At 71.0% G+C, this 15,485-nt stretch carries 12 protein-coding genes; 4 read left to right on the top strand and 8 right to left on the bottom strand.

The annotated features are described in order from the left end of the window. The first annotated feature begins 45 nt into the window (after positions 1-45). The 3 genes from ACZ58V_RS28355 to ACZ58V_RS28345 are packed head-to-tail and all read left to right on the top strand — an operon-like array spanning position 46 to position 4,190. Positions 46-1,803: a S8 family serine peptidase gene (locus tag ACZ58V_RS28355; RefSeq protein ID WP_468199107.1), complete on the top strand. Its 1,758-nt coding sequence runs from the start codon at positions 46-48 to the stop codon at positions 1,801-1,803. 30 nt (positions 1,804-1,833) lie between these two features. Then, positions 1,834-2,913 (top strand): ComEC/Rec2 family competence protein, encoded by a 1,080-nt coding sequence (locus tag ACZ58V_RS28350; RefSeq protein ID WP_471293367.1) that lies wholly within the window; start codon positions 1,834-1,836, stop codon positions 2,911-2,913. Further along, complete coding sequence (locus ACZ58V_RS28345) at positions 2,910-4,190, top strand: patatin-like phospholipase family protein (protein WP_471293364.1); 1,281 nt, start codon at positions 2,910-2,912, stop codon at positions 4,188-4,190. The genes ACZ58V_RS28350 and ACZ58V_RS28345 overlap by 4 nt, the downstream gene beginning before the upstream one ends. Positions 4,191-4,200: 10 nt before the next feature. Here ACZ58V_RS28345 and ACZ58V_RS28340 read toward each other — a convergent pair whose 3' ends face one another. Together ACZ58V_RS28340 and ACZ58V_RS28335 are read right to left on the bottom strand one after the other, a co-directional pair. Then, positions 4,201-5,520, bottom strand: coding sequence for a jacalin-like lectin (locus tag ACZ58V_RS28340; protein WP_471293362.1), 1,320 nt, complete (start codon positions 5,518-5,520; stop codon positions 4,201-4,203). 132 nt (positions 5,521-5,652) lie between these two features. Further along, positions 5,653-6,420, bottom strand: coding sequence for a hypothetical protein (locus ACZ58V_RS28335; RefSeq protein ID WP_471293359.1), 768 nt, complete (start codon positions 6,418-6,420; stop codon positions 5,653-5,655). 275 nt (positions 6,421-6,695) lie between these two features. Between ACZ58V_RS28335 and ACZ58V_RS28330 the strand changes: the two genes are divergently transcribed. Continuing rightward, a complete protein-coding gene (locus ACZ58V_RS28330) occupies positions 6,696-7,991 on the top strand; it encodes an MFS transporter (RefSeq protein WP_471293356.1) in 1,296 nt (431 codons plus the stop codon). On the opposite strand, the gene ACZ58V_RS28325 is transcribed toward ACZ58V_RS28330, so the two are convergent. The 6 genes from ACZ58V_RS28325 to ACZ58V_RS28300 all read right to left on the bottom strand — a co-directional run bounded on the left by ACZ58V_RS28325 (position 7,981) and on the right by ACZ58V_RS28300 (position 15,477). Then, positions 7,981-8,787, bottom strand: a complete 807-nt coding sequence (locus ACZ58V_RS28325; RefSeq protein ID WP_471293353.1) for an ABC transporter permease — start codon at positions 8,785-8,787, stop codon at positions 7,981-7,983. The two genes, ACZ58V_RS28330 and ACZ58V_RS28325, sit on opposite strands and share 11 nt — an antisense overlap. Before the next feature lies 1 nt (position 8,788). After that, entirely contained in the window at positions 8,789-9,592 is an 804-nt protein-coding gene (locus ACZ58V_RS28320; RefSeq protein WP_468199093.1) for an ABC-2 family transporter protein, read from the bottom strand. 1 nt (position 9,593) lies between these two features. After that, positions 9,594-10,589, bottom strand: coding sequence for an ABC transporter ATP-binding protein (locus ACZ58V_RS28315; protein WP_468199212.1), 996 nt, complete (start codon positions 10,587-10,589; stop codon positions 9,594-9,596). Positions 10,590-10,747: 158 nt separating this feature from the next. Continuing rightward, positions 10,748-13,615 carry a glycoside hydrolase family 2 TIM barrel-domain containing protein gene (locus tag ACZ58V_RS28310; protein WP_471293350.1) on the bottom strand — a complete coding sequence of 956 codons (2,868 nt, stop codon included), beginning with the start codon at positions 13,613-13,615 and terminating at the stop codon, positions 10,748-10,750. A gap of 12 nt (positions 13,616-13,627) precedes the next feature. Then, entirely contained in the window at positions 13,628-14,515 is an 888-nt protein-coding gene (locus tag ACZ58V_RS28305) for a carbohydrate ABC transporter permease (RefSeq protein WP_359888195.1), read from the bottom strand. Continuing rightward, positions 14,512-15,477, bottom strand: a complete 966-nt coding sequence (locus tag ACZ58V_RS28300; protein WP_468199089.1) for a carbohydrate ABC transporter permease — start codon at positions 15,475-15,477, stop codon at positions 14,512-14,514. Before ACZ58V_RS28300 ends, ACZ58V_RS28305 begins: the two co-directional genes overlap by 4 nt. Positions 15,478-15,485: the final 8 nt, after the last annotated feature.

Here is a 15,485-nt window from a genome sequence, read left to right as displayed (position 1 = left end):
CACCGCCACGCGCAGGGCCGTACGCACAGCGCACCGGGAATCCACATGGACCGAGCCGATCTCGCAGCGGTGTTCTATGGGGAGGGACCCGTACCTGTCCTCTGGGCCACCTACTGCCCCGTCCACTTCGATGTGTGGCTGGCGTTCGCCCAGCCGCCGCGGTCGTCCTCGCAGGGGCGGCAGGACCTGATCCTCGCGATCCGTGAGGAGTACGGCGTCGAGCGGGTACTGGAACGCTTCCAGAGCCGCGGCCTGATGGAGAAGTGCCGTCCGATCGCCGCCGGCAGCTTCGTGGCGGCCCAGCTGACCCTGAAGGAACTCGTCAGCGACCTGCTGCCCCTGACCAGTCTCGCCGGCGCGGTGCGGGTCGCCCACGAACTCGCCGGGACCGGCGGCGCGGACGGCATCGAAGCGGCCCTCGCCGGACACGTCAGGACCCCGGCCACCAGCGAGATCCACGACAGCATGGAGCGCCGGCAGGAGCGCGGCCGTCAACTCGCCTGGCTCCTGCGGCTGCTGCGCACCGTCGTGGAGAACGCGTGGCCGGACCTGGCCCGCAGCGCGACACGGGAACAGGAGGTGACCGGCGTACTCGTCGACATGCTGAACGACGTCGTCGTGGACACCGGCCCGGTACGCGGGCCGCACACAGCCGTCGGGCGCGTGGCCGACCGCAGACAGAAGTACCCGGTCGTCTCCGTGACGACGAACCGGCCGGCGACCCGCGCGGTCGTACGGTCCCGCCGGACGATCAAGGCCGACGCGGCGGAGCAGGTCTTCTCGGTCGACACCGCCACCATCGGATGGGCGGTGGTCGACAGCGGCATCGACGCGCGGCACCCCGCCTTCCACGACTGGGACACCACCGGCCCTACGCCGCAGCCGCTGGAGACGCGCATCGCCCGCTCCTTCGACTTCACCGGCGTACGGGAAAAGCTCTCCGCCGACGTCCTCGTGGGCGGCCTCGTCAACTGGGCCGCGGCCCTGCCGTCCGTCGAGACCACCCCGGCCCCGGGACAGCCCGCCCGGCCACCGCCCGGCGACCAGCACGGCACCCACATCGCCGGCATCATCGGCGGCTGGTGGCCTGAGCTGGACTTCCGGGGCATCTGCCCGCGCATCCGGCTCTACGACTTCCGGGTCCTCGACGACGAGGGCGGGGGCGACGAGTTCTCCATCGTCACCGCGCTCCAGGCGATCCGTCACATCAACGAGCAGGCCGGGCGGTTCATCGTCGCCGGGGTCAACCTCAGCCTGTCCGTCCCGCACGACGTCGCCAGCCACTCCACCGGATGGACACCCGTGTGCGTCGAGTGCGACCGCCTGACCCGGTCGGGTGTCGTGGTCGTCACCGCGGCCGGCAACGCGGGGTTCACCGGCGGCACCGCGCACACCGTGGGCGCCGACTACCGGGACATCAGCATCTCCGACCCCGGCAACGCGGAGTCCGTCATCACGGTCGGCTCCACCCACCGCAGCAATCCGCACCGCCACGGCGTCAGCTACTTCTCCAGCCGGGGCCCCACCGGCGACGGGCGGCTCAAGCCCGACCTGGTGGCGCCGGGGGAGGACATCGACGGCCCCATCCCCGGCGAGGGCATCGCCGCCATGCACGGGACCAGCCAGGCGGCCGCCCATGTCAGCGGAGCCGCCGCCATGCTGCTCGCCCGCCACCGGGAGCTGCTCGGCCGCCCGGAACGCGTGAAGGAGATCCTCTGCGCCACCGCGACCGACCTCGCTCGCGAACGCCACTTCCAGGGCCATGGGCTCGTCGACGTCCTGCGTGCCGTGCAGTCCGTCTGACGGGCCGAACCACCAGCCAGGCAGGTTGACATGTATACCTTCGATTTCCTCGACGCCCGGCACGGCGACTGCTTCCTCGTCCGCTGGGGCGCACCCGACGAGCGGGTCATGCTCGTCGACGGCGGTCCCGGCGGCGTCTACCGGGCCACGCTCCGCGGCCGGCTCCAGCAGCTCGGAACACCCGGCGGCGACGCCCCGCCGCACCTCGACGTCGTCTGCCTGTCCCACGTCGACGACGACCACGCCGGCGGGCTCGTACGGCTCTTCCGCGACATGCGGCAGGCCCAGCAGGACGGGGAGGCCCTGCCGTACGCGGTGGACGCCCTGTGGTTCAACTCCGTGGAGGACCTCGTCGACAAGCGCGCCCCCGGGCTGAGCGCCTCCGTCCGGCCGCTGCTCGAACGTGCCGCCACCGACGCGGCGGTCGCCGCCAGTTACCAGCAGGGCCGCGACATCCGCAACGCGGCCGGCGCGCTGCACCTGGACGGCAACGCCCCGTTCGGCGGGCCGCTCACCGAGGGCGCCGAGGCCACCCTCGGCGACCTGGACGTCACGGTCGTCGCGCCCGACGAAGCGGCGCTGGAGGAACTGGAGGAACGCTGGCGCAAGGCGAAACAGCGCGGCGACCCCGACGTCATCACGGCGGCGTACTCCGACTCGTCGGTGCAGAACCTCTCCAGCATCGTCCTGCTGCTGCGCCACGACGGCCGCACCGCGCTGCTCACCGGCGACGCCCGCGGCGACCACGTCCTGGCCGGGCTGCGCGAGCTGGGCCTGCTCGACGACGCGGAACCGCTCCACGTCGACCTGCTGAAACTGCCGCACCACGGCAGCGACCGCAACGTGGAAGCGGGCTTCTTCGAGCAGGTGCGGGCCGACCACTACGTCGTCTCCGCCGACGGCATCCGCCACCACCATCCGAACGAGGACACCCTGCGCTGGCTCGTCGAGTCCCGGGCACCGGACGACGAGTACGTCATCCACCTGACCAACCACATCCCGTTCGCCGAGGAGGAACTGACGCGACTGGGCGAGGGCCGCGCCTTCGACGTGGACGTCCGGGAGCCCGCCGAGCAAGCGCTCGTCGTCACGATCGGAGACCGGCCATGACCTCCTCCCGGCACGCCCCCGCCCCTCCCGCGCCCCCGGCTGAGACCGTGACGGCCGCCGGCCCGGGATGGATCGTCGACTCGCCCGCCGTCGGCACCGGCCTCGTGGCCCGCCCGTGCGGTGACACCCTCCGCCCGGCCGAACCGCCCGCCACCGCGCACCCGGTCGCGCTCGCGATGTCCGGCGGCGGATTCCGCGCCACCCTCTCCGCACTGGGCTTCGTCCGGCTGCTGGCCGACACCGGGCTGCTGTCCCGGCTGCGGTACTCCTCCTCCGTGTCCGGCGGTTCGATCGCCAACGGCTGCCTGGCCACGGCCTGGCCCGCGCTGCGGCGGGAGGGTTTCACCGCGCACGCCGTGGACGAACTCGTCATCGCACCCGTCGTCGACCGTGTGTCCTCCCGCTCCCTCAAACGTGCCCTCCTGCGGGGCCTGTGGCGGACCCCCGGCCCCACGACCCGCACGGACCTCCTGGCCAGGACTCTGGACGAGTGGTTCTTCGAGAAGACCGAACTGGAGTCGCTGGACCCGCAGGTGCGCTGGATCGTCAACGCGGCCAACCTGACCACCGGTGCCCGCTTCACCTTCGAACGCGATGTGTACGGCGACTACACCATCGGGCTCGTTCCCACGGCCGGCTCGCGGCTGCGGCTGAGCCGGGCCGTGTCCGCCTCCGCGGCGGTGCCCGGCGCCTTCCCGCCCGTCGTCCTCGACCGACGCCCCTTCCCGTGCGCCACTCATTCGCCCTCGCTGCTCGACGGCGGTACGTACGACAACACCGGCCTGGAGGCCATCGACGGGGACCGCTACCGCCACACCTTCCTGTGCGCCCTCAACGCCGGAGGACTGCTGCGCCCCGGTGTGTACGGGCGCGTCCCCGTCGTCCGCGATCTGGCCCGGGCGAACTCACTGCTGTACCGGCAGAGCACCACGCTGCGGACCCGGGCCGTCGTCGACCGCTTCGAGCAGGCCAGAGCGGCGGGCCCGGACGGCGAACTGCCGCGCGGTGCCCGCCGGGGCGTTCTCGTCCAGCTCTCCACCGACTTCCCCGCCGACGGCCCGGACGCCCTGCGCCGCTGGCACGCGGCCTTCGCCGAACACCCCGCCTTCGACGGCCGGCACCTGGCCCTGGTCCCGACCGTCTTCGACCGCCTCGACCCGGGCCTGTGCCGGGCCCTGGTCCACCGCGGCTGGTGGCTCGGCGGCGCGGCCCTGGCCACGTACCACCCGGAGCTGCTGCCGGCCGACCTGACGGACCTGCGCCCGCCGCGACGATGACTCGCTGACCTCAGCGGATCGGCGCGTACACCACTCCCAGCTTGTCGACCTCGTCTCCCGCCCGGCCCGTGAAGCCCACGATCTGCCGGCCGGCGGGGGCCGTGAAGGTCTTGGCGTCGGACGTGGCGGCACCGGCGGACAGGGTGCGCCCCTTGTCGGTCGTGAACGCCGCCGAGAACAGGCGCGTCCGGCCGTCCTTCTGGCCCTGCGTGAGCTTCACGGAGGTCAGGTGCTCACCGGCCGTCAGCGTCAGGGACGTCGCCGTACCGCCCGTACCGCCATGGGCCACGGTCGTACCACCGTCGTGGGCCAGGGACACCGCGTCCAGGCGGGCGCCGCCGCGCAGGGTCAGCGTGCGAGGGGCCGGGTTCGCCGGCAGGTCGTCAGCGTCGTTGAACGCCGTGCCGTGCGGGCCGCCGAAGAAGTCGCTCGCGCGCAGGGAGGAGTCGAGCGTGTAGGAGAAGTCGACCGTGTGCGGGAAGTGGTCGGAGAGGTTGGCGCCGGCCGGGTCGAGGAAGGACGCCCACTCGTTGCTGTAGCGGGTCGCGTTCAGGCTGAGCAGCCTGCTGCCGCGGTAGAGGACCTTGTCCACGACCTCGCAGTCGTTCGTGGGCGCTGTCGTGGGGCAGACGAGCGCGTCACTGCCCTGGGCCGGGGGTGTCCCGCCCTTCACCCGCTGGACCCACGCGTCGGTCAGGCCGTTCTCGCTCAGGAGCGTGCGGATGTTGTCGCCGGAGCGCGTGTACCGCGTGTTCGTGTCGCCCATGACGATCACCGCGTTGCCCCCGGAGTTCGCCTGGATGAAGTCGGAGAGCTGCTCGACGTTGGCCCGGCGGGCGGCGAGCGCGTCGTCGGTGGCGTCGGCGTTCGTGTGCACGTTGTAGAGGTCCAGGAAGACACCCTCGGCGAGCCGTACCCGGGCCAGCGAGAAGCCCTTGGGGGTGAGGCAGTTGGTGCCGGTGCAGTTGTTCCACTTCACCCGCTGGAAGTCCTCGAAGGGATGGTCCGAGAGGGTGTTGAGGCCGTCGCCGAAGGGGACCCCGCCGCTGGTCGCGGTGCGGTGGGCGTGGTCGTCGCCCGCGTACAGGGCCGCGTGGTAGTTGAAGTCCTCCTGCACATTGACGATGTCGTACGCCCCGAGGCGGGGGGAGATCAGCGGGGTGTTCTTCTCCGGATTGCCGGAACTCAGGCCCTCGGGGAGGCCCGCGACGTTGTAGGTGAGGACGTTGAAGGAGCCGGAGTCCGCGGCGACGGCGGGTGCCGCGGCGGTGGTGGCCAGGCCCGTGACGGCCAGGGCGGCGGCCATGAGCGTGCCGATCAGTCTCTTCATGGGGGGTGTCTCCGGTCGGGGAGGGGAGGGGAGGGAGCGGAGGAGAGATGAAAGGTGAACGGTGCTCAGGTTCGGGGGCAACACCCGTGGTACGCAAGAGAAGTCGGGAAAACAGTGGGAGACGTCCCGGCGTCAGGAGACGCGCAGCAGCTCCAGGTCCGTGCCCCAGGAGTCGAGGACCTCGCCGTGCCCGGCCTTCCGCGCCGCCTCCTCGACCTCGGTGAAGAGCGCGCGCTGCGTGTCCGGGTCGCCGTCGGCGAGCAGCCGTTCCACGACGGGCAGCAGCCGGTCCACGCCCCACCGCCGGTCGCCCAGGGGGCTCCGCTCCAGCTCCCACCGCAGGTACTTGTTGTAGGGCCGGACGCGGCGGTGCAGCGCGAAGAGCACCTCAAGGGCGTACGGCACGGACTCGGCGGCGTCCAGATGGCCCATGGCCGGGTGGCCGTCGCGGTAGCTCTTCAGGGAGCGGTAGGTCTGGTTGACGTAGGCGTCGAGCCAGCCGTCGACCGTGGCCCGGGCCTCTTCGGGGCCCAGGCTCCGCTTCTCGTCGAGGATCCGGGCGATGGCCCCGTCGAGCCGGTCGAGCAGTACCTCCGCGTGGACGTAGGAGTAGCGCGCGAAGTGGTCGGGGCGGCCGGGCATGCCGCGGGTGCGGAACTCCGCCAGCGGGATGACCACGAGGTCGAGGTGGGCCGAGCGGAACCAGTCCAGCCCGGCGAGTTCTGAGGCCTGCCGGTCCCGGAGGATCACGTGCAGGTCGTAGTCGGAGTGGACCGTCGGCATGCCCTCGTGGACCCGGGAGCCGCTGAGGACCAGACCTACGACTCCGGGATCCTCGGCCGCCCGTGCGGCGAAGGCCGAGAGTGTGTCGTCGGGGGTGGTGCCCAGGACGATGTGCATGATGATCTCTCCCTGTGGAACGGGCACGACAAAACGAGTTCGTTGCGCGTCTGCGGTGTCCGCGACACCGCGGGAGAGATCAGCTCACGGGGCGGACGATAGCCCGCCGGCATCGCCCGCCGGTAGCGGTTTTCCGCTACCGGCGTGAGCGGACGGAAGGCGCGGCGGCGGTGGCCTCTCGCGGAGTGCGGCACGGCTGGGGACGCGGGTGCGACACCCTCCGATCGCCGCGGCCGGCCATAAGATTGCCGTGCATCGGCGACGGGGGAGGGCGCATGGCGCACGAGGCGGCACGGCGCGAGGACGAGCCCGGCAGCGGCACGCCCTCGGCCGCCGGCGACGACGGCTTACGCGACACCCGCCCGCTGTGGCGGCAGCGGGACTTCGGGATCTTCTGGACCGCGCAGACCCTCTCCGTCCTCGGCGACTCTTTCGCCCTGATCGCCCTGCCGCTGCTGGTCCTGGAGGCCACGGGTTCGGTCGCGCGGATGGGGCTGCTGACCGCGGTGGGCGGGGCGGCGTCCGTCGTGGCGGCCGTGTTCGCCGGGGCGGTGGTGGACCGGGTGGACCGGCGCCGGCTGCTCATCACCTGCGACCTCGTGCGCATGGGGCTGTACGGGGTGATCCCCCTGGTCTGGCTGTTCGGCCCGCGGATCTGGCTGCTGTACGCGGTGCTGCCGCTGTGCGAGGCCGTCGGCATGCTGTTCGCGGTCGGCTACGTCACCGTCGTGCGCGGCCTGGTCGGCACCGATCAACTCACCGAGGCCAACGGCCGGTTGAATGCCACGGCCGCCGCAGCGGGGGTGCTGGGGCCGCTGTGCGCGGGGCTGGTCGCCGCCTGGTCCGGGCCGGCCGCGGCCGTCGGCGTGAACGCGGCCAGCTTCGGGGTGTCGGCGACCCTCCTGTTCTTCGTGCGGTTCCGCAGGCGCGCCCCGGACGACCAGCCGGGCAAGCGCACCGGACTGTGGCAGGACCTGCGCACCGGCATCGCCTTCCTCTACGGCCACCCCGTGCTGCGCTCGCTCACCGTGCTGCTGTTCGTCTTCAGCTTCCTCACCCTCGGCATCCACGACCTGGTCATCTACCACCTCAAGCACGACCTCGGCCAGGACGACGGCACGGTCGGCACCGTCATGGCGGCCGGCGCGCTCGGCACCATCGTCGGTGCCCTGCTCGTGGCCAGGATCCGCCGCCGCCTCGGGTTCGGGCCGACGTGGACCGGCTCGGTCGCGGTGTGCGGACTCGCCTTCGCCGGTCTCGGCTGGGCCCGTGACGTGCCCGTGGTCGCGGCCCTGTGCGCCGCGTTCCTGGCCTGCGCCGCCATGGGAGGCACCTGCTCGATGTCGCTCCGCCAGGAGGTGACTCCGGAACACCTCCTGGGCCGGGTCACCTCCGCGTTCTGGACCCTGCACTACGCGGCGGCACCGATCGGTGCCGCCGTGCTGACCTGGGCCGCGGAGGAACAGGGCACGACGCCGGTCGCCCTGGCCGCCGGAGCGACCTGCGTCCTGCTCGCCGTGTGCGCCCTGTTCACCCCGGTCCGCGGGGCGGGCCGGACCGTCAGCCGTTGACCCCGCTGTAGTGCCGCAGACTCCACCGCCACAGCAGCCGCGCCCCCAGATACGCCAGCAGCCCGAGCAGCGGTGAGACCGCCGCCAGCCAGTAGGGCACACCGGTCGTATGCCCGTGGCCGGTCAGTACCGCCGCCGGGAAGAAGGCGACGAACGCGAGCGGGAGGCCATAGGTCAGGAAGCCGCCCACCGCCTTGGGCAGCACGTTCAGCGGGTAGCTGCCGAACGTGCCGAGGAGTTCCTCCAGCCAGCGGCCCCAGTAGTCGGCCGCCGGGAAACGCAGCGCCGCGCTGGCGACGACCGTGAACAGGGCCGCCTCCAGCAGCATGCCGCCCAGCACGGCCGCGATCAGATAACCGATCCGGCCCGCCGTCCAGTCCAGGTCGCTGCGGGACAGCGCGCCCACCATCAGCCCCGCCGCGACCGTGAGGTCCCCGATGGCGTTGGTGGGGAAGTAGGCCAGCTGGATCTGCCGGTGTACCGGCATGGGGCGCATCAGGTAGATGTCGATGCGGCCCTCCTGGATCTGCCGGCCGGCGAAGTGCACCCGTCCCAGGAGCAGCACGAACAGACCGTGCGCCAGCATGCGCGTCGCCGGGATCAGCAGTACGTCCGAGCTGTCCCAGCCGCCCATCCCGGCGAACCGGGTCAGCAGCACCGTGGCGAACACGATCACCGACACCTGCCAGATCGCCCCGATCGCGATCATCAGCAGAAACTCGGTGCGGTACTCCATCTGCGCGCGGAAGTTGAGCGCCGTCACGCGCCACACGATCCGCAGAGCCTTCAACGACATCTCAGCCTCCCTGCGAGATCACGCGCCGGGCGGCCCGCCGCCACAGCAGCCGGGTGAACAACGCCAGCGCCACCACCCAGGCCGCCTGTACGGAGAGCTGGAAGGCCGCGTCGGACAAGGGGATCCGGCCCACGTACAGCGACAGCGGCACGCTCAGCGTGGCCTGGAAGGGCAGGAAGGCGCTCATCGTCACGAACCAGTCCGGGAAGAACCACAGCGGCGCGTACACCCCGGACAGCAGGTTCTGCGCGAACAGCAGGATGAGCATCGCCGCGTTGTTGCGGATCGTCCAGAAGCACAACTGGTCGAGCGTGAGCATGACGTAGTACAGGACCCACTGGCCCAGCAGCATGCTGAGCACGAACACCCCGGCCACGGCTGCGGAGCCGGGCGGCTCGACGAGCCCGGTGGTCAGACAGACCAGGTACCCGGTCAGCGCCCACGCGAGCCCGTACAGCTGCTCGCCGGCGGCCCGCAGGGCGTAGTAGCGCTGCGGCGGCAGCGGGCGCAGATACCAGTAGACGATGGTGCCGAAGTGCATGTGCTGGAGGACCGTGTCCCGGCCCGTGTACTGGTCCAGCTCCCGCAGCCGGGAGGCCAGTACGGCCAGCACGGCGTAGGTGACGGCCTGGTCGCGGCTCAGGCCGGCGGTCGTGCCGGAGTGCGCGTACAGGCCGCGCCACAGCGACCAGACCAGCACCACCTGCACGGCCAGACGCAGGGCGACGGCCGTCATCCTGGGCGGTGCGTTCAGCTCGCCCAGCGGGGTCACGCGGGCGGCGCGCCAGGCGTGCAGCACGGCCATGTCAGACCTCCCCGGCGTGCACGTACGCGGCCCGCATCACGTCTTCCAGGTCCGCCTCGTCCAAGGCGATGTCGGTCACCTCGTACCGTTCGATCACCGCCTTGAGCGCCTGGTGGACGGTGGGCGCGTCCGCCCCGTCGGGGCCGAAGACGACCTGAGCGCCGGTCTGCCGCAGGAGCGTGATCCCGGGCGGCGGCACGACCTCGGCGTGCGGGTCGGCGAGAGTGGCCCGCACCTGCCAGGTGGAGCCGAACTTCCGGCGGATCTCGTCGAGGGTGCCGTCCATCATCAGCCGGCCGTGGTTGACCAGCACCACCCGCTCGGCGAGCCGCTCGACCTCCGTCATGTCGTGCGTGGTGAGCAGGACCGTACGGCCGCGCTGCTCCACCTGGTGGCGCAGGAACTCCCGCACCTGCTCCTTGACCACCACGTCCATGCCGATGGTCGGCTCGTCGAGGAAGACCACCGGCGGATCGTGCAGCAGCGCGGCGGCCAGGTCGCTGCGCACCCGCTGGCCGAGGGAGAGGTGGCGGACCCGGGTGTCCCAGAAGGCCGACAGGTCCAGGATCTCGTCGAACTCCTTCAGCCGGGCGGCGTGCTCGGCCTTCGGCACCTCGTAGATGTCCCGCAGGATCGCGAACGACTCGCGCACCGGCAGGTCCCACCACAGCTGGGTGCGCTGACCGAACACCGCGCCGACGTTCCGGGCGTTGCGCTCCCGCTCCTGGTACGGCACGACGCCCGCGACCCGGGCCTCGCCGGAGGTGGGCGTGAGGATGCCGGTCAGCATCTTGATGGTGGTGGACTTGCCGGCGCCGTTCGGGCCGAGCAGGGCGAGGAGTTCGCCCGGGGCCACGTCGAAGGTGATGTCGGCGACGGCGTGCTTGGCCACCCGCTCGGGGTTGACGAGTGAGCGGACGGCGCCCAGGAAACCGGGGCGGCGGACGGTGGTGTGAAAGGTCCGGGACAGTCCGCGGACCTCGATGGAGACACTCAATCGACCCACCCACTTCCTTGCGGTGAACACAGGTGCGGCCGGTCGGCTTCGAGGGCCGACCGGCCGCGGATGACGTCCCGACACTGTCGTAATGTCGATCAATTGGTCAATCGATTAAACGATTTCTTACCTGGTGTTCTTCTCGCCCGGCGGTCGAGTCACCCGGTGGTCGAGAACACGAACGAGAACTCCGTCGGCTCCGCCTTCAGGAAGTACCGCGGCAGCGGGCCCGGGCCGCACGACTGCGAGCCGATGCCGTGCTGCCCGTGGTCGAGGTTGACCCACACCGTGTCGCCGGCCGTGAGGTCGGTGCGGTGCCGGGCCGCTTCGAGCTGCTCGGTCGTCCAGCGCCGCGCGGTGAACCAGAACTCCGGGTCGCCCTCGATCCGCAGCCCGCCGAGCTCCACCCAGCGGACATCGGCGCGGGCGCCGTTCTCCTGCGGACGGACGTACGGGGTCTGCAGCCCGTCCACCGTCGACTGCCAGCGGCCCACCATCGACGCCGTCCTGGTGTCCGGGTACGCCTCGCCCGGGCCGCCGCCGAACCACTCCACCCGGTCGGCCTCCGGCAGTCCGAAGCGGACACCGAGCCGGGGCAGCGGCACCGTCCAGTCGCCCTGGGGGGTCACGGACACGGTCAGCCGCAGCCGCTCGCCGTCGGACGTCCAGCGGTACACCGTGTCCAGACCGACCTCGCGGGCGGCGGGCGCCACCCGGGTGCGGACCGTCAGCGCGTCGTCGCCGGCCTCGACGGAGACCAGGCGGTGCCGCATACGGTGCAGGCCGAGCGTGCGCCACAGCATCCCGTAGCGGGTGTCGGTCTGCCATTCCGCGCCGTCGTCGTTGTCGGTCGGCGCCCGCCACACGTCCAGCCGCGGTGCCGCGCCGACCGTCACCCCGCCGATCGAGCGCAGGGCGCCGGTGCGGGGGTCGAACTCGGCGGGGCCGAGGGCGATCCGGTCCGTGTCGGCCACGGGCCGGTCACTCGCGGGGAAGGACGGCAGCGGCCGTGCCCCCGCGGCGAACTGCCCCCAGGCCACGACATGGTCCTTGGGAGCCCAGACCGTGTCGTCCGCGAGCAGTGCCCGCACCGTCCACTGGCGTTCGCCGCCCCGGCCGTCCATGGGCGGCTCCGGCAGCTTCACCTCGGCGCTCTCGCCCGGCACGAGCACCGGCACCGCCAGCGAACCCGACTCGACCGTCTCGCCGTCGACCTGGCACGACCACGCGAAGGCCAGCGCGGACAGGTCCGCGAAGTCCTGCTTGTTGGTGATCCGCACGATGCCGTTCGCGCCGTCGCCCTCGATGTGGACCGGCTCGATGACCTTCTTGTACTCGATCAGGCCCGGCGACGGCGTCCGGTCCGGGAAGACCAGCCCGTCGCAGACGAAGTTGCCGTCGTGCAGCTCCTCGCCGAAGTCACCGCCGTAGGCGTAGCCCAGCTCGGCGTGCTTGACGCCGTGGTCGATCCACTCCCAGATGAACCCGCCCTGGAGCCGCTCGTGCTTCTCGAACAGCTCCTGGTAGTCGGCGAGCCCGCCGGGACCGTTGCCCATCGCGTGCCCGTACTCGCACTGGATGAAGGGGAGCTCGCGGCGCTTTCCGGTACCGCCGTCGAGCCGGCGCCCGATCTTGTCGACCTCGTCGTGGAAGGCGTACATCCTTGAGTACACGTCCGTGTCGCGGCAGTTCCAGTCGCCCTCGTAGTGCACGAGGCGCTCGGGGTCGCGGTCGTGGATCCACTCGGCCATCGCGGTGAGCCCGCGGCCGGTGCCGGCCTCGTTGCCCAGCGACCAGAACACCACCGACGGGTGGTTCTTGTCCCGCTCGACCATCCGCTCCGCGCGGTCCAGCAGGGCCGGGGTCCAGCGGTCGTCGTCGACCGGGTTGTCCCGCCAGTCCTGCTCGGTGAAGCCGTGGGTCTCCAGGTCGCACTCGTCGATGACCCACAGGCCGTACTCGTCGCACAGGTCCAGGAAGGCCGGGTGCGGCGGGTAGTGCGAGGTGCGCACGGCGTTGAGGTTGTGCCGCTTCATCAGCAGCACGTCCTCGCGCATGGTCTCCAGGTCGAGGGCACGGCCCTTCTCCGGGTGCCACTCGTGCCGGTTGACGCCCTTGAAGAGGACGGCCTTGCCGTTGACCTTGATCAGGCCGTCCTCCAGGACGACCGTACGGAAGCCGATCCGCAGCGGCACCCGCTCGCCCTCGGTGGCCAGCACACCGTCGTACAGCTTCGGCGTCTCGGCGGTCCACGGCTCGACGGCGACCGTCACCGACTCGCCCGTCGCGACATCGATGTCCAGCGCCGGGACGGTCACCCGCCCCTCGACGTCGGAGTCGACCCGCAGGGTGCCCTCGCCGGTGGTGTGGTCGTACGACGCGTGCGCGAAGAAGTCGCCCACACTGCCCGCCGGGCGGTGCAGCAGCGTCACGTCACGGAAGATGCCCGGCAGCCACCACTGGTCCTGGTCCTCCAGGTACGAGCCCGCCGACCACTGGTGCACGCGCACGGCGAGGACGTTGCCGCCCGGCTTCAGCAGGTGCCCGACCGCGAACTCGTGCGGCAGCCGGGAGCCCTTGAACTCGCCGAGCTCCGTGCCGTTCAGCCAGAGGCGGGCGCAGGACTCGACGCCGTCGAACCGCAGCACCGCCCCGCCGTCCGACGGCCAGTCCGACGGCAGGTCGAAGACGCGCAGATGGTCACCGGTCGGGTTCTCGGTCGGGACGTGCGGCGGGTCCACCGGGAAGGGGTAGAGGTGGTTGGTGTAGATCGGGGACCCGAACGCCCCGTCGCCCTGGAGGACCCAGTGCCCGGGGACCGTGACCTCGGCCCAGCCCCGGGCGTCGTAGCCCTCCTCGGCGAACGAGTCGTCCTCGGCGTCGACGGTGGCCGACAGCCGGAAGCGCCAGCTGCCGTTCAGCGACAGGGAAGCGGCGTCCGAGGCCGCGTACCAGGCGCGGGGCGCGAGCGCCCCGCTGCCCGGGGAGACGTCCTCGACATAGTCGACGGTGGTGCGGAAAGACATCGGTCTCCTAGCTCAGCCCTTGATGCCGGTCTGGGCGATCCCCTGCACCAGCCAGCGCTGGAGGAAGAGGAAGACGAACACCAGGGGCAGGATGGAAATGGCCGTGGCCATGAAGATCAGGTGATAGTTGACGGTCTGGTTCGTCATGTACGACGACAGCGCCACCTGGACCGTCCAGGCGCTCGGGTCCTGGCCGATGACCAGGGGCCACAGGAAGGCGTTCCAGCCGTTGATGAAGGTGATCGTGGCGATGGCCGCGAAGAAGTTCAGCGAGTTCGGCACGACGACACGCCAGTACGCGCCCCAGTAGCCGAGCCCGTCCACGCGCGCCGCCTCCTCCAGCTCCTTGGGGAACCCCAGGAAGTACTGCCGGAACAGGAAGCAGGTGAAACCACTGAAGAGCCCCGGGATGATGAGACCCCGGTAACTGTCCACCCAGCCGAGGGACGAGACCAGGACGAAGCTCGGCACGAAGGTGACCGCCGTGGGAACCATCAGCGTCGCCAGGACGGCGTAGAACACCTTGTTGGCGTGCTTGTACGGGATCCGGGCGAGGCCGTACCCGGCCAGCGAGCAGATCAGCAGGATGCCGGCGGTGTGCAGGACGGCCACGACCACCGAGTTCCACAGGGACTGGGCGAAGTCGACCGTGACGTCGTTGAAGGGCTCGGTGATGTTGCCCCACTGGATGGAGGTGGGGAACCACTTCCACTCCTCGCCCGTGATCTCCTGGTCCGTCATCAGCGCGTTGCGGACGATCAGATAGAAGGGGATCAGGAAGAGCAGGGCCGCGATGCCGGTCGCGATGTACAGGCCGGTGTTGCCGAGGACCCCGCCGCCACGCTTGGCCTTGGCGGCCGGCTTCGCGCCCTCGCGGATGTCGGGTGCTGTGGTGGTCACTTGGACTCCTCACCCCTTCCGAAGCCCATGATCTTGCCCTGGAGCAGTGTGACGACGCAGATGAGCAGGGTCAGGACGACCGCGCCCGCGCTGCCCGCGCCGTAGTTCTGGTTGTTGCCGAGGGCCATCTTGTACAACTCGACCAGGGGCGGCTGGCCCCAGGTGGCCTTGGACAGCAGGTTGAAGAACTCGTCGAAGGCCTGGTAGGCGGCGACGAGCAGCAGCAGGATCACCGCGGTGGACGTGGCCCGCAGCTGGGGCAGCGTGATGTGCCGGAAGGTCTGCCAGCCCGGCTTCGCTCCGTCGATGGAGGCGGCCTCGTACAGCTCCCGCGGGATGTTCTGCAGCGCCGCGAGGAACAGGATCATGTAGAACCCCGACTGCAGCCAGAGACGGACGGTCACGATGACCAGCCAGTACCAGGGCGGGTCGGGGTTGGCCAGCCAGGCGACGTTGTCGATGCCGAACCAGCCGATGACGGTGTTGGCGAGGCCGAAGCGGACGCCGTTGAAGATGGACATCTTCCAGATCAGCGCGGCGGCGACATAGCTGACCGCGGTCGGCAGGAAGAACACCGAACGGAAGAACGCCCGCATGAACCGCAGCCGGTTCACCAGCAGGGCGAGTCCCAGCGACATGGCCCAGGTGGCGGGCACGATGAACGCGGCGAACACGGTGAACGTGACGAGCGAGTTCCGGAAGTTCGTGTCCGTCAGGATCTGTCTGTAGTTGTCGAAGCCGACGAACTCGCTCGGCGTGACGGTGAAGCGTGCCTCGAAGAAGCTGAGCCAGATGCTCCAGCCGATGGGCACGAAGACGAAGATCACCAGGCCGATCAGGAACGGCCCGGTGAAAAGCCAGAAGTTGAAGGTGCTGCTCGCCCTCAGGCCCCGCCTCGGCCGGGTCTCGGAGACCTTGGCCGGGGCGGGCTGGGCGACCCCGCGTGTGGTGGTGGTCGACATGTCGTGGT

Source organism: Streptomyces sp. NPDC040589, assembly GCF_055594445.1.
The sequence above is the reverse complement of the archived record's forward strand: the minus strand, read 5'-3'. Positions and strand labels throughout refer to the sequence as shown.

What these genes read in the sequence shown, in the direction of transcription:
- ACZ58V_RS28345 (WP_471293364.1), top strand. Translation starts at nt 2,910, where the DNA reads ATGACCTCCTCCCGGCACGCCCCCGCCCCTCCCGCGCCCCCGGCTGAG.
- ACZ58V_RS28355 (WP_468199107.1), top strand. Translation starts at nt 46, where the DNA reads ATGGACCGAGCCGATCTCGCAGCGGTGTTCTATGGGGAGGGACCCGTA.
- ACZ58V_RS28330 (WP_471293356.1), top strand. Translation starts at nt 6,696, where the DNA reads ATGGCGCACGAGGCGGCACGGCGCGAGGACGAGCCCGGCAGCGGCACG.
- ACZ58V_RS28325 (WP_471293353.1), bottom strand. Translation starts at nt 8,787, where the DNA reads ATGTCGTTGAAGGCTCTGCGGATCGTGTGGCGCGTGACGGCGCTCAAC.
- ACZ58V_RS28300 (WP_468199089.1), bottom strand. Translation starts at nt 15,477, where the DNA reads ATGTCGACCACCACCACACGCGGGGTCGCCCAGCCCGCCCCGGCCAAG.
- ACZ58V_RS28335 (WP_471293359.1), bottom strand. Translation starts at nt 6,420, where the DNA reads ATGCACATCGTCCTGGGCACCACCCCCGACGACACACTCTCGGCCTTC.
- ACZ58V_RS28320 (WP_468199093.1), bottom strand. Translation starts at nt 9,592, where the DNA reads ATGGCCGTGCTGCACGCCTGGCGCGCCGCCCGCGTGACCCCGCTGGGC.
- ACZ58V_RS28340 (WP_471293362.1), bottom strand. Translation starts at nt 5,520, where the DNA reads ATGAAGAGACTGATCGGCACGCTCATGGCCGCCGCCCTGGCCGTCACG.
- ACZ58V_RS28350 (WP_471293367.1), top strand. Translation starts at nt 1,834, where the DNA reads ATGTATACCTTCGATTTCCTCGACGCCCGGCACGGCGACTGCTTCCTC.
- ACZ58V_RS28310 (WP_471293350.1), bottom strand. Translation starts at nt 13,615, where the DNA reads ATGTCTTTCCGCACCACCGTCGACTATGTCGAGGACGTCTCCCCGGGC.